Annotated in this window: 11 protein-coding genes; 5 read left to right on the forward strand and 6 right to left on the reverse strand. The window is 37.7% G+C overall.

All coding sequences use genetic code 11. From position 1 onward, the window contains the following. Nucleotides 1-11: 11 nt before the first annotated feature. Nucleotides 12-383, forward strand: a complete 372-nt coding sequence (locus JO950_RS00595) for a hypothetical protein (RefSeq protein ID WP_202700587.1) — start codon at nucleotides 12-14, stop codon at nucleotides 381-383. A 463-nt stretch (nucleotides 384-846) separates the two neighbouring features. Here the strand turns inward: JO950_RS00595 and JO950_RS00600 are convergent, their stop codons facing one another. Further along, the gene (locus JO950_RS00600) at nucleotides 847-2,208 is read right to left on the reverse strand and encodes a hydroxymethylglutaryl-CoA synthase family protein (protein WP_202700588.1); all 1,362 of its coding nucleotides are present in this window, start codon (nucleotides 2,206-2,208) and stop codon (nucleotides 847-849) included. Between the two features lie 321 nt (nucleotides 2,209-2,529). Here JO950_RS00600 and JO950_RS00605 point away from each other — a divergent pair, with 321 nt between their 5' ends. The 3 genes from JO950_RS00605 (at nucleotide 2,530) to JO950_RS00615 (ending at nucleotide 6,052) form a co-directional block, all read left to right on the forward strand. Then, complete coding sequence (locus tag JO950_RS00605) at nucleotides 2,530-3,195, forward strand: succinate dehydrogenase cytochrome b subunit (protein WP_017497708.1); 666 nt, start codon at nucleotides 2,530-2,532, stop codon at nucleotides 3,193-3,195. Nucleotides 3,196-3,206: 11 nt separating this feature from the next. After that, nucleotides 3,207-5,207 (forward strand): fumarate reductase/succinate dehydrogenase flavoprotein subunit, encoded by a 2,001-nt coding sequence (locus JO950_RS00610; protein ID WP_017497709.1) that lies wholly within the window; start codon nucleotides 3,207-3,209, stop codon nucleotides 5,205-5,207. Nucleotides 5,208-5,305: 98 nt separating this feature from the next. Beyond that, a complete protein-coding gene (locus JO950_RS00615; RefSeq protein ID WP_017497710.1) occupies nucleotides 5,306-6,052 on the forward strand; it encodes a succinate dehydrogenase/fumarate reductase iron-sulfur subunit in 747 nt (248 codons plus the stop codon). A 243-nt stretch (nucleotides 6,053-6,295) separates the two neighbouring features. On the opposite strand, the gene JO950_RS00620 is transcribed toward JO950_RS00615, so the two are convergent. Continuing rightward, nucleotides 6,296-8,599 (reverse strand): family 20 glycosylhydrolase, encoded by a 2,304-nt coding sequence (locus JO950_RS00620; RefSeq protein WP_202700589.1) that lies wholly within the window; start codon nucleotides 8,597-8,599, stop codon nucleotides 6,296-6,298. 189 nt (nucleotides 8,600-8,788) lie between these two features. Between JO950_RS00620 and JO950_RS00625 the strand changes: the two genes are divergently transcribed. Then, nucleotides 8,789-9,565: a DeoR/GlpR family DNA-binding transcription regulator gene (locus JO950_RS00625; RefSeq protein ID WP_202700590.1), complete on the forward strand. Its 777-nt coding sequence runs from the start codon at nucleotides 8,789-8,791 to the stop codon at nucleotides 9,563-9,565. Here the strand turns inward: JO950_RS00625 and JO950_RS00630 are convergent. The 4 genes from JO950_RS00630 to JO950_RS00645 all read right to left on the reverse strand — a co-directional run bounded on the left by JO950_RS00630 (nucleotide 9,562) and on the right by JO950_RS00645 (nucleotide 13,528). Next, nucleotides 9,562-10,632, reverse strand: coding sequence for a dipeptidase (locus tag JO950_RS00630; protein ID WP_202700591.1), 1,071 nt, complete (start codon nucleotides 10,630-10,632; stop codon nucleotides 9,562-9,564). The two genes, JO950_RS00625 and JO950_RS00630, sit on opposite strands and share 4 nt — an antisense overlap. Nucleotides 10,633-10,720: 88 nt before the next feature. After that, nucleotides 10,721-11,836 (reverse strand): D-TA family PLP-dependent enzyme, encoded by a 1,116-nt coding sequence (locus JO950_RS00635; protein WP_202700592.1) that lies wholly within the window; start codon nucleotides 11,834-11,836, stop codon nucleotides 10,721-10,723. Between the two features lie 3 nt (nucleotides 11,837-11,839). Next, entirely contained in the window at nucleotides 11,840-12,487 is a 648-nt protein-coding gene (locus JO950_RS00640; protein ID WP_202700593.1) for a bifunctional 4-hydroxy-2-oxoglutarate aldolase/2-dehydro-3-deoxy-phosphogluconate aldolase, read from the reverse strand. A gap of 9 nt (nucleotides 12,488-12,496) precedes the next feature. Beyond that, entirely contained in the window at nucleotides 12,497-13,528 is a 1,032-nt protein-coding gene (locus JO950_RS00645; protein WP_202700594.1) for a sugar kinase, read from the reverse strand. Nucleotides 13,529-13,803: the final 275 nt, after the last annotated feature.

Here is a 13,803-nt window from a genome sequence, read left to right on the forward strand (position 1 = left end):
TCAAATTAAAATTGAAAAACTATACAAAATACCTGCTTTCGCTCTTTCTGGCTTTTGTCGTGATTGTGAATGATGGTGTTTTAGTTTCTCCCTCAAAATCGGCAGATTATTATCAATCTTCGTTTGTAATTCTGAGAGCTGAGTTAGATTTTTCTAATTCTCGTTTATATAAATTTATTCCATCTGCTTCACGGGTAAGGACGCTGTTTTCGGTTGTTTTAAAGTATCTCGATTTAAGAGATGTTTTTAGTCTTCAAATCAGGGGAGCTCTAAATCTTCAACTATTTCTTTTTCAAAAAGTAAGTTCGTTTATAAAGCAGTCTGTTTTTGTAAATGAAACCGTTAACTCTGCAAATTTTAAAACAAGTTTATACATAGCTTAAAGGGATTCTCTCTTAAGTTTTGATGCGCTTCAACGCATACGATGGTAAAATAATGTCTAATCATTTATCATTTTCAAAATGTATAAACAAAATAATAAAACACGTTTAGAGCAATCTAAGCGACCACTTCATTGGATAAAAAGAAAATTAATAGTAATACTAACTGCTTTCATGCTCGGAATGTCACACGGAATGAATGTGCATGACGAAGCTCTTAAAGGAAATCAAAACTATACGGAACAACATAAGAAGGATTGATTTGTTGTTTAACCGCAAAGAGCGCAAAGATTTTGTCTATTTAATGTCTTAAAAACGCAATGTTCGCAAAGCTTTGTGTTTATAGGTCGCACAAAACTTAGCGAACATTGCGTAAATCTTAGCGCTCTTTGCGGTTACATCTAAAAGTTAAGTTTTAAAAAAAAACCGAAGCAATTTGCCTCGGTTTTCTATTTATTAGAATTTCTTAATCAACCCACTTATAATATCTCGCCCCAATCAAAACAGGGATCTCTTTTTCAATTCGGTCTAGAATCCATTCGTTTTTTGGAGTTCTGACGCTTTGTTTTTGTTCTTTTTTGTGAAGGCTTTCGTAAGTGTTGAAATCAATTTCTTTACTTTCCTTTAAATTTTCAAAAAGCTTCACGTTTGCCAGTGCAGCTTTCCATTCCGGCTGAATTGTACCTTCAAAAACTTTCGATTTCGAGCCACTTCCGTAAGCTAAGAATCCAAATTGGGTTCCGGCGATTTCTTTATTGGTATCATAATAATGAGCCAAAGTCGATAACAATCCCATGAAAATAGATCCTGTATAAAGATTACCAATTAAAGACGAAGCCAATTCAGCAGGTTGTAATTTCTCGGTTACAAAATTTCTATATTCTTCAGATTTTGCGACTTCCTTAATTTTAGCCTGATAATCTGCCGGTTCAATGTTTTCTGAAATGATCTTTTCGGCACTGTCTAAAGTGTAAATTTCAGATAACATGCGTCGTCCTTGAAACGAATAGGGAAGGTGCATGATGATGCTGTTCCAGGTAGTGTATAAAGTTTCCGTAGTATTTTTTAGTTTCTTGAAGGAGAAATAAGCATTGCGGGTACGATCCATATAACATTGGTTGGAATACTGACCGTCGAAAACTGGTTGGTCTTTATGGATTTCTATTTCGGCTTCTAAATTATCAAACCAAAGATCGTTGTTGGTATTTTGTGTAATTGCTTCTTTTGAAATGCTTCGGTACGGTTTAAAGAAGTCAAAAACTCCTTTTGTGCTGGTTGCCCAATTTTCGTCAAAAGCGATAATTCTGGGGTTAGAAGTCACTAACATTGCAACTGCTCCGGCACCCTGAGTATATTCTCCGGTGGAGTTTAAATCGTATTTGGCAAAATCGGTTGTTACGACAATTGCTTTTTTGGCTGGATTCAATTTTACAAAGTCAATACAATTTTGCAAAGCGTCGACACCACCGATACAGGCAAAAGTAAAATCGACTACATCACATTCCGCCAAAGTATCTTCGCCAAATTTTTGCTCTATCAAACTAATTAAGAACGAACTGATCGGTTTAGAGCTGTCGATACCACTTTCAGTTCCAACATAGATCCTGCTAATTTCGTTTAGGTTGATGTTGTGATCGAGAATAAGTTTCGTTAAAGCATTTGCTCCAAAAACTACTGGATCCTGATGAACATCAGGTAAAGTCATTTGAATTAGTCCAAGGCCTTTTTCTAATTTTTCGGGTTCGATATTTCTGGCAGTCGCCAAAGTTTTTATAGGTAAATGTATGTTGGCTACATCAAAAGAAATAGCGTCAATTCCTGTTTTCATTGTCATTTTTTTTGAAGCCGATAAAGGTAAAATTATGCTCTTAAAATTCCCTTGTTTTCATTCAATAAAATTCGGGCTCGCTTTACTTTTGAGGAAAACAGAGCAAAAAGGGGTGAAAAATAACAATTTGGTAATTATATAAAAACTAGGAATTCGTTAAAATCACTTGCGAAAAATTTCTATTTTATTGTTTTTAAATAATTTGCAATAATATCACCGAAAGCTCTTTAAAATCATTATAAATAACAACGAAATGGTTGTAGTTCATGTCTAATTGCTTTATTTTTGTCTAATTTTTTAAAACAAACTACTTTAACACTTATGGCACAATCTGCACTATTGAATGCTTCCATCTTAAAGAAAGTGGCTATGGCCCTTTCGGGAATATTCTTAATCACGTTTTTAGCGCTGCATGTTTCCTTAAATTTTATTTCTATTATTAGTGAAGATGTTTTTAACGAAGCTTCTCACTTTATGGGATACAATCCGCTGATTCAATATGTAATGCAACCTGTTTTGGCAATCGGAGTAATTTTCCATTTCGTAATGGGATTTGTATTGACTGCTCAAAATAGCGCAGCAAGACCAATTGCTTATGCAAAATACAACGGAGCTGCTAATGCTTCATGGACTTCGAGAAACATGATTATCTCAGGCTTAGTTATTTTGGCTTTCTTAGGATTGCATTTCTATGATTTTTGGTTTCCTGAAGTTACTTACAAATATATTGCAGGTACAGCACCGGACGCGACAAGATATTATGGAGAGCTAGTGCATAAGTTTCATGACCCAATCCGCACAGGTATTTATTGTATCTCATTTGTGTTATTAGGATTTCACCTTTGGCACGGATTCAGTTCATCTCTTCAATCCGTTGGGATGCACAATAAGTATTCTCGATTCTTAAGTAAAGTTGGTTATGGATTTGCGGTTGTAGTACCGGCACTTTTCGTTATCATCGCATTATTTCATCATTTCAATAATTAATATCAATTATAATGGCATTAGATTCAAAAATTCCAAATGGTCCAATATCGGACAAATGGACAAATTATAAAGATCATATTAATTTAGTAAACCCTGCTAACAAACGTAATTTAGATATTATTATCGTTGGAACAGGTTTGGCTGGAGGTTCTGCTGCGGCTACTTTGGCTGAGTTAGGATATAACGTAAAAGCTTTCTGTTTTCAGGATTCACCACGTCGTGCGCACTCTATTGCTGCACAAGGGGGTATCAATGCTGCAAAAAATTATAAAGGTGACGGTGACTCTGTTTACAGATTATTTTATGATACTGTAAAAGGAGGTGACTACCGTGCACGTGAGGCAAACGTTCACCGTTTGGCTGAAGTTTCGGCTAATATTATCGACCAGTGTGTGGCTCAAGGGGTGCCATTGGCTCGTGAATATGGTGGATTATTGGATAACCGTTCTTTTGGAGGAACTTTGGTTTCCCGTACTTTTTACGCACAAGGACAAACCGGACAACAATTATTGTTAGGAGCTTATTCTGCAATGAACCGTCAGATTGGTCGTGGAAAAGTAAAAATGTACAACCGTCACGAAATGCTTGACATTGTAATCGTTGACGGAAAAGCGAGAGGTATTATCGCTCGTAACCTTATCACAGGAGAAATTGAAAGACACTCTGCTCATGCGGTAGTAGTAGGTTCAGGAGGATACGGAAACGTATTTTTCCTTTCAACTAATGCTATGGGAAGTAACGCAACAGCAGCTTGGAAAATACATAAAAAAGGAGCGTTTTTCGCGAATCCTTGTTACACACAAATTCACCCAACTTGTATTCCGGTTTCAGGAGATCACCAGTCAAAATTGACTTTGATGTCTGAATCGTTACGTAATGACGGTCGTATTTGGGTTCCTGCAAAATTAGAAGATGCGAAAGCAATTCGTGAAGGAAAGAAAAAAGCAACTGATTTATCTGAAGACGAAAGAGATTATTTCTTGGAAAGAAGATATCCTGCTTTTGGTAACTTAGTACCTCGTGACGTTGCGTCTCGTGCTGCAAAAGAAAGATGTGATGCCGGTTTTGGTGTGAACAAAACAGGAGAAGCGGTTTACTTAGATTTCGCCGCTGCTATTAAACGTTACGGTGCTGAGGCTGCTCACGTAAAAGGATTGAATGAAAATGACAGTGCTTTAGTAACTAAGTTAGGAACGGATATCGTAAAAAGTAAGTACGGAAACTTATTCCAGATGTACTTGAAAATTGTTGACGAAGATCCTTATGTAACGCCAATGATGATTTACCCTGCGGTTCACTACACTATGGGTGGTACCTGGGTTGATTATAACTTAATGACTACCATTCCGGGATGTTTCTCAATCGGAGAGTCTAACTTCTCTGATCACGGAGCAAACAGACTTGGAGCTTCTGCCTTAATGCAAGGTTTAGCAGATGGTTATTTCGTATTACCTTATACTATCGGGGATTATTTGGCTCCGGATATTAAAATGGGACCTATCTCTACAGATTTACCAGAATTCGTAGAAGCAGAAAAAGGAGTAAAAGATCAAATCGAGAAATTTATCAATAATAAAGGAACTCATTCTGTAGATTATTTCCATAAGAAATTAGGGAAAATCATGTGGGATAAAGTGGGTATGGCTCGTAATGCTAAAGGTTTAGCCGAAGCTATCGAAGAAATTGCCGCTTTACGTGAAGAGTTTTATAAAGACGTAAAAGTACCTGGAAGTGCTAACGAATTTAACCAGGAATTAGAAAAAGCGACTCGTGTTGCCGATTTCTTAGAATTGGGAGAGTTGTTCGCAAAAGATGCTTTACACCGTAACGAATCTTGTGGAGGTCACTTCCGTGAAGAGTATCAAACAGAAGAAGGTGAAGCACTTCGTGATGATGAGAACTTTGCATACGTTGCAGCTTGGGAATACAAAGGAAAACCAAGTGACGCAGTATTACACAAAGAACCTCTGGTTTACGAAAACATCAAATTAGTACAACGTAGTTATAAATAGGGTTTAGTCCAAAGTCCTAAGTCCAAAGTCTTAAAGTATTAAGCTTTCGATTTTTGACTTTATGACTTTAGACTTTAAGACTTTTAAACTTATAGAAAATGAAACTTACATTAAAAATATGGCGTCAGAAAAACGCCCAAGATAAAGGAGGGATTGTTGAATATCCTATTGACGGAATTGAACCGGATATGTCTTTCCTTGAAATGCTTGACGTTCTTAACGAACAATTGATCAATAAAGGAGACGAACCGGTAGCATTTGACCACGATTGTCGCGAAGGAATTTGCGGAATGTGTTCTTTGTTTATCAACGGAGAAGCACATGGACCAGACAGAGGAGTTACTACTTGTCAGTTGCACATGCGTATGTTCAAAGATGGTGATACGATTTTTATCGAGCCATTTAGAGCAAAAGCTTTCCCTGTAATTAAAGATTTAGTAGTTGATAGAAGTTCTTTTGACAGAATTCAACATGCGGGAGGATTTATCTCTGTAAATACTTCAGGAAATACAATTGATGCAAATACAATTCCAATCAACAAAGACGATGCAGATAAATCTTTTGATGCTGCAGCTTGTATTGGTTGTGGAGCTTGTGTGGCAACTTGTAAAAACTCATCAGCAATGTTGTTCGTTTCTGCAAAAGTATCTCAATACGCTTTATTACCGCAAGGTAAAGTTGAAGCAGTTGACCGTGTTTTAAATATGGTTCACCAAATGGATGCAGAAGGTTTTGGTAACTGTACAAATACCGGAGCTTGTGAGGTAGAATGTCCTAAAGGAATCTCTCTTGAAAATATCGCACGTATGAACCGTGAGTATTTAGCAGCAAGCTTGAAAGGATAATTTTAAACGTATCTTTTTAGTTGTAAAAAAAAAGCATCCGCTATGGCGGATGCTTTTTTTTTGTTAGCTCGAGAGGAGCGATAGGTGTTAGATTGTAAATAGATATCGCTCCTCTGGAGCTTTTTTTATAGGTCTTGTTGAAGTTTTATAAATAGAGTACCCCGTTGGGGTTTTACTGTTGCTTTTTTACGAATTTTTGTTCCATCAAAGGAGTTGTTATTTTGGGTTATCTCTTTTGTGCTTTTACTCGTAATAGAATTGCGAAGCGCTGATTTCCTGTTTTTCTTTTCCTTCGGGTTGGATAAAACAATTTAAAGTAGTTCCGCCAATCTGGTCAAAATAACTGATATTGAATTTGTGGAAACCTTTTTCGAGTTTCACGACTCCGTAGGCTTCGTTGAGCCAATGTATTCCATCGTTATTCACGATCAGTTCATTGTCAATAAAAAGCTTCGATCCGTCGTCTGAGAGCGTTGAAAAGGTATAATTTGCAGTTTCCGGAATGTAGATATATCCGTCGAATTTTAAGCCAATATAACGCTCTTTTTTCGTTTTCCATTTTTCGCTGCTTATGGTGCCTTCAAAAATTCCCGAGTTCACTGGTTTTACTAATTCTAAATCCTGAACCTGCTGAAATAAGGTTCCGACAAAATACTCGTATTTCAAACCTTGTTTGGTTGGTTTTACAGCTAATGCAGGTTTTAAATCAGGATTTCGGAGTATAATTTTGTTGATTGAACTTTTTCTTCCGCTTGGGCTAATCTGAACGGTTTTTACGGTTCTGAATTCTCCTTTTGGAACGTGTATCGCGACAGGTTTGGTATAAAGTTCTGCCGTTTCATCCGGATTATAGCCGTCGATGGTATAGAAAATTTGTCCATTTTTAATAGTGGGTTGGAGATTCAAAAGATATTCTGATGTAATGACAGCAGTTTCATTTGCTCCAAACGGTGTTGGTACTTTGTATAATCTTTTCTGTAGTTCCAGTTTTTCTAAATGATGCGGCATGCGATTCAGAACAAAATTATCGTAATTTTTATTTTGTGGGGCTGTCCAGGCTATCTCTGCTAAAGCAAACATTCGGGGATAAAGCTGATAATTTAGTTTGGCCGGACTCGTTAAATATTCCGACCATAAATTGGACTGTACGCCCATGATGTATTTTTGTTCGTCAATCGTTAAACTGTCAACTGGAGTCGGGTTGTAGTTGTACATTTTTTCGACTGTGACTAATCTTCCCACCGTTAAAGGTTCATTTGGAGAATACGCCTGATTGTAATCCAGATACAAAATGTGCTCCGGATTCATGATGACAAAATGCTTTTGTTTGGCTGCGGCAATTCCGCCCGATTCTCCGCGCCAGGACATTACTGCTGCATTTGGAGTCAGGCCGCCTTCGAGCATTTCGTCCCAACCGAGAATTTGTCTTCCATTGTTGTTCAGGAATTTTTCGATTCTGGTGGTAAGATAAGTTTGTAATTCGTGTTCGTTTTTCAATCCTAATTCTTTGATCTTTTTTTGACAGTTTGGACATTCTTTCCATCTGGCTTTTGGGCATTCGTCACCACCAATGTGAATGTATTTGCTAGGGAATAACGCCATGACTTCGGTTAAGACATCTTCCAGAAAAGTAAAGGTTTCTTCTTTTCCGGCACAGAAGATATCTTCAAACACTCCCCAGTATTCAATAACTTTATAAAGGCGATCCGGAAAACAGGATAAATTTGGATAAGCGGTAACGGCTGCAGTGGCATGTCCCGGCATTTCGATTTCGGGGATTACATTGACATAATGTTCTTCAGCAAATTTTACCACGTCCTTGATTTCTTCCTGAGTATAAAAGCCTCCGTAAGGATTTCCGTCAAAAAAATAAGGGAATCTCTCGAACTTATTTCCTACGAGAGTCTGGGCTCTTTTCGAGCCTACTTCGGTTAGCTTCGGGTATTTTTTGATTTCAATTCTCCAGCCCTGATCGTCCGTTAAATGCCAATGGAAATTATTTAATTTATAACTGGACATCTGAGCGATAAAATCTTTTATAACATCAACAGAAAAAAAGTGACGGCAAACGTCTAAATGCAGGCCTCGGTAATCGTATCTCGGTTCATCCTCTATCGTCACACAAGGAAGTTTTATTTCCTGACTTTTAGGTTTGTTCGGAAGCATTTGCAATAAACTCTGAACTGCATAAAACAATCCTTCTTCACTTCCGGTAACGGTTATTTTTTTAGGAGTGATTGCAATTTTATATCCTTCTTTTTTTAGAGAGGAAGCAGGATTTTGTGTTAGGAATAAAACATCGATAGTGCTTTTTTTCTTTGAGGTGTTAGCATTTATAGCAGACTCCAACAGCTTTGCTGTTTTTTGTTCTTTAACACTGAATTTATTTTTCTCAAAAAGCACTTTAATTTGCCCATTTAAACGAATACTGTCTCCGGTGGCTTTGTAGAAATTAGGAGCCGGAATGATCGAATTATTATTTAAGGAAGTCTGGGCACTTCCAAAAGAATAACAAAATAGTAAAAGAATAAAAATATTTTTTCGCATGATTACTTTTTGGGTTTGTTAAACAAATGTAAGGTTTGTTGGGTGATTTGCATTTTTTTTGCAAATGCTATTTGTGTTTAAAAGTCTTTATAATAGATGAATTAACGTTATTATTACACTGTATTCTAATTTGTTTCGCAATAATATTGCATTAATTGTTTACATTTGCTTTACTAAAATTGAACATGCATGAATAATGATAATGAAGTGGTTAATTACACCAAGGAAGAACGTAAAAATCTTATTTTAAAAGAGATTAACCTGCACACTCGTGTAAGTTTTGAAACCCTTTCGGCTAAATTATTTGTTTCAGAAGATACTGTGAGACGAGATATTAATGAACTTGAATCAGAGTCCTTATTGATTAAAGTGAAAGGTGGTGCGATGACAAAAGCCTATCACCATTCTTCTTCCAATCAAACTTATGCAGGAGAAGCAAAACAAACCATTGCACAGAAAACTTTAGGTTTACTTCGTGATGGTATGGTTTTATTACTTGGTGGTGGAACAACCATCAGAGAGTTTATCCGATTGATTCCCGACACTTTAAACCTGACGATTTTTACCGTTACCGTTTTATCGGCGGTTGAACTTCTGGACAAACCCAATGTTAAAATTATCATGATTGGCGGCAGCATTTCGTCGTACAGCCAAATGTGTGTGAGCGGTGATGTTTACAATCAGCTGGCAAATATTAAAGTCGATTTGTTAATATTAGGAACCAATGCCTTAGACATCGAAGGCGGCTTTTCAGATTCGGACTGGGAAACAGTTCAGGTCAAAAAAGCGATGATTCAGGCTTCTGAAAAAACAGCCATTCTTACGATTTCTGAAAAACTGGATACAGTTCTAAAAATGAAAATTGCCAACTTATCCGAGGTTGATTACGTGGTGACGGAAGTAGACCCCGATCACGAAAAACTACAGTCGTATAAGAAGGCAGTTCCCAGTTTAGTTTTTGTTTAATCCCAGTTTTTTAGTAAAAAGTTGATCCAGTTTTGATGAAAAATTTTATTTAAATCTTCATCTGAATAGCCATGATTTTTAAAGATCAGAACTAGTTTCTGCAAATCGGCAATAGTGTTTAAATCGTACGGAGATTGCTCTGTACCAAAAGCACCATCAAGATCAGAACCTACTCCTATATGATTGGCATTTCCGGCCAATTGACAGATGTGATCCATGTGTCTGAAAACAGTTTCAAGATTGCAGTTAGTTCCCTGTGGGGTTGAAACTCCTCTTTCCCAATTCGGAACGAGCATCCAAGCGTCTAAAGCTCCTCCAATAACGGCTCCTCGTGAAATCAAAGCCTTGATCATTTCGTCGCTGTATTGCCGGTTGTGATCTACCAGACTTCGGCAATTGTTGTGGCTTGCCCAGACTGGTCCGTTGTAGTGGTCTAATGCCTGCCAGAAAGCATCATCACATAAATGAGTGGCATCCAGAATAATGTTCAGACGTTCCATTTCTTTGAGTAAATCAATTCCGTTTTGCTGCATTTTTCCGGTGGCATCTGTTCCGTTTGCGTATCGGCCAGGACCGTAATGTGCGGGTCCGATAGCACGTAATCCGTATTGATGTGCTTTTTCCAAGTAAGAAATATCGATAATAGAATCGGCACCTTCTAAACTTAAAATATAACCAATCGGTTTTTTATCATTTGGCGTTCCGTCATTCCATAAATCAATCTGTTTCAGTAGTGATTTTTTGTCTGTAATAGGAGTTATTTCTCCGGCTTCTTCCATGGCTTTGTACCAGGCGAGCTGCCCTTGTGTTTGTGCCCATGCCTGCTCAGGAGAGTTCCAGCCGGGAATAAGACTGTCGGGTTTTACAAATCGTGCAATTTGAGTGGCAACTACAATTCCGATATTCCCTTTTCGCAAATCAGGAAAAGAAACAGTGGCACGTTCACGATCGGGTTTGTCTGTCATGCCTTTTTCTAAATGGCGTAAAGTGGCAACATCGTTTCGTAGGTCTCTGTTCCATTCCATCGCATTCATGCTAAGGTCTAAATGGGCATCTATTATAAACATAGTATTTTAAGGTTCTAAGGTTCTGAGGTTTTCTACAAGGTCTATGGTCTTTTTCCTTTTCTCTATTCTCTTGGTTCTATTTTCTTCACTAGATATTAATTTTCCGATTTCTCGCAACCACAAGCCACTGATCACAAATCTGCTGTTCGCTATTGACTACCTGAACGGAATCGTATAATGCGCAAGTGGGACAAACGTGGTAGGGCTGCGCATAAATAGTATCACCAATCGCATAGTTGTTTTTACCGCGATTTTCGATGACCAGATGCTCTTCAGAATGTGAAATTGGGATCAGGTCGTTGTCATTTAAAATGACCAGTCTTTTATCGATAGGATTTTCAGAAGCGACCGCTTTGTACCCAATGTCGATACAAAAAGTAGTATCGGTTGGTTTTGAGATGATGGTTCCAACGATTGCTAAAGCAGGTTCGAAATGTTGCTCCGGTAAGTTAATTTGATAGTTGGAATCCCAGAAGACAAAAGTTCCCGGACTGCATTCTACATTTTTCTGCGTGGCATAAAAAGGAAAGGTGTTAGATCCTCCTGCTACAATTTTTAATTCATAACCCAGTTTTTTCTGTATAGTTTCAATTTCTTCGTTGATGCTAAAGAAGATATTTGAGGCAACCGAATTTCGATGTTCAACATCTCCTTTCAGATGACCATCATACAGGTGAATACCTGCAAAATGAATATTTTTGAGTTTGATGATTTCATCAATCAGGGCTTCCCAGTTTTTAGAAATTGAAATTCCGGTTCTGTTCATTCCGGAGTTCAGATCCAGGTAAAGGGTAAGTTTTAGGTTGTTTTTATGTGCCGCGATATCCAGTGCTTTTGCCGATTCGTAATTGTCAACAATGGTCGAAAAAGCGGTAGCAGGATATTTTTTAAGTAAGGAAATCCATCGCTCTTTTTTATTGCCTACAGGCTGATAGGCGAGAAGCACGTCTTCAATTTCGTGTATGGCAGCAAGTTCTGCTTCGGCAATTGTGGCGCATTTAACTTTGTTGATATTATAGGTTTTAAACAAGTCCAGAATCTCCCCAATTTTATGGGTTTTGATGTGTGGTCTTAATTTTTGAGTATCACCGTTCACAGATTCTATCAAACGTTCAATGTTGGTCTGAATGCGATCTTCGTAAACGGCCAAAAATGGGGTATCTACACGGATTTCGGAGCTAATTTTCCACCAATTGTTTTGCATAACTTAGTTTCTTGTTTTTTTGACAACTTCAATTAAATTCTGAAAAGCCTTAAGTGACTGCTCATAACTTAAATCAAGCATCATTTCTTTTGTGAATAAATTAGAACCAATTCCAACGCAAACTACTCCTGATTTGAACCATGATTTCAGGTTGCTTTCTTCTAAGGTTACTCCGCCGGTTGGCATTATTTTTAAGTTTGGGAAAGGGGCTCTGATGGCTTTTACATATCCGGGACCACCAATTTTATCGGCCGGAAAAAGTTTTACAATTTCAGCACCTAATTTATTGGCATGAAGTATTTCATTTAAGGTCGCGGCTCCGGGAATCCAGTAAATGTTGTTTTTGAAACAATAGTTCCCAATTTCCGGATCAGTATGTGGACAAACAATGCAATCTGCTCCTAACTGATGAAAGGTTTCGGCATCCTGAACGCTTAATATAGATCCAACGGCTATCTTAACCTCTAAATTATTTGCTTTTTTAAAATGGATCATTTGGCTAAAAACTTCTTTAGCATCAGTTGCACGAGCGGCAAACTCGATAATTTTTATGCCAGCATCAGCCGCCGATTGCAAGACTATTTGGGCTGTTTCAATGTTGATTTGTGTCACTAACGGAAGTACACCTTGCGTTTTTAATATGCTGTACATGTTTTTGTTTTATCTGTTAATTCTGTTACTTGAGCCATTTTTAATAAAATGATTTACTTCGTCAGGAGTGCTTATGGCAAAATCTCCGTGAATACTTTGTTTGATGACGCCGCAGGCAGTTGCCCACTCGATACAATCCTGACCGGATAATTTATGAGTCAGTCCGTATAATAATCCTGCGTTGAAGGCATCTCCGGAACCTATTTGGTCTGTTACGACCTGTATTTTGTGTTCGGGTGTTTGATAGAAATTGCCTTCATGAAGCAATAACCCTTTGTATAAATGCGCCGGTCCGTCAGACTTTCTGAAACTCATGGCGAGTGTTTGCAGAAAAGGCATTTTTACTTTTAACAATTCGTATGTTTTTTGAAAACGGTCGGCATCAGATTCTCGTGCGTCAGTTTTGATTCCGAAATAAATTTCAATCGCATCTAAATCGGCAACCGTAATGGTGCTGTATTGAAGTAAATCAGGCATGACTTCTGACGGATGTTTTCCGTATTGCCATAATTTGGAGCGATAGTTAAAGTCAGAAGAAATAGGTAGTCCTTTTTGATGTGCCGCGAGAATGGCTTCTTTACAGACCAGAGAGGCTTCATGCGAAACTCCCGGACTTATTCCGGACCAATGAAAATGGGTTACATCGGCCAAAGCTAAATCCCAGTTAATCTGATCTTTTTGTATGGTCGCAAAGGACGAATTGCTTCGGTCGTAAATGACTTGCGACTGTCGGATCTGATTTCCGGCCTCGACAAAGTATAAACCTAAACGGTCTCCACCGTAAACACATTTCGAGGTGTTTACTTTGTATTTCTGAAGTTCGTTTACAGCCAATTGTGCTAAGTCGTTTTGAGGTAATCGGGTAATGTAGTCGGTGGGTATTCCGAGTTGGGAAAGTAAAACACAAACATTTGCTTCGGCACCGCCCACGTAAATTTTTATTTCGTTGGCTTGTGTAAATCGATTTCCGTTGGCAACATTCATCCGGAGTAATAATTCACCGAAAGTTGCGATTTTTGTTTGTGAGGTATTTGTATTCATGTTTTTTGTTTTTTTGCCACTCCCGATAGTTGTCGGGATTATATTGATTTATAAACTTAGCGATTATTTTTTTAACACATAGAAGCATAGTTTTTGAAACCTTGTAATAGGCGTTTCACTTGCATTAATACACACAGCTATGTGCGAAAACGAGTTTTTTTGTTATTCTCAATGAAGTAAAAAAATCTATGTTTCTATGTGTTTAATTCTTTCGCCACGAATTTCACTAATTTTCGCAAATCAGTGCGTGAAAAATTAATTCGTGCTAATTCGTG

Source organism: Flavobacterium sp. UGB4466, assembly GCF_903469665.1.
GTDB lineage: Bacteria > Bacteroidota > Bacteroidia > Flavobacteriales > Flavobacteriaceae > Flavobacterium > Flavobacterium lipolyticum.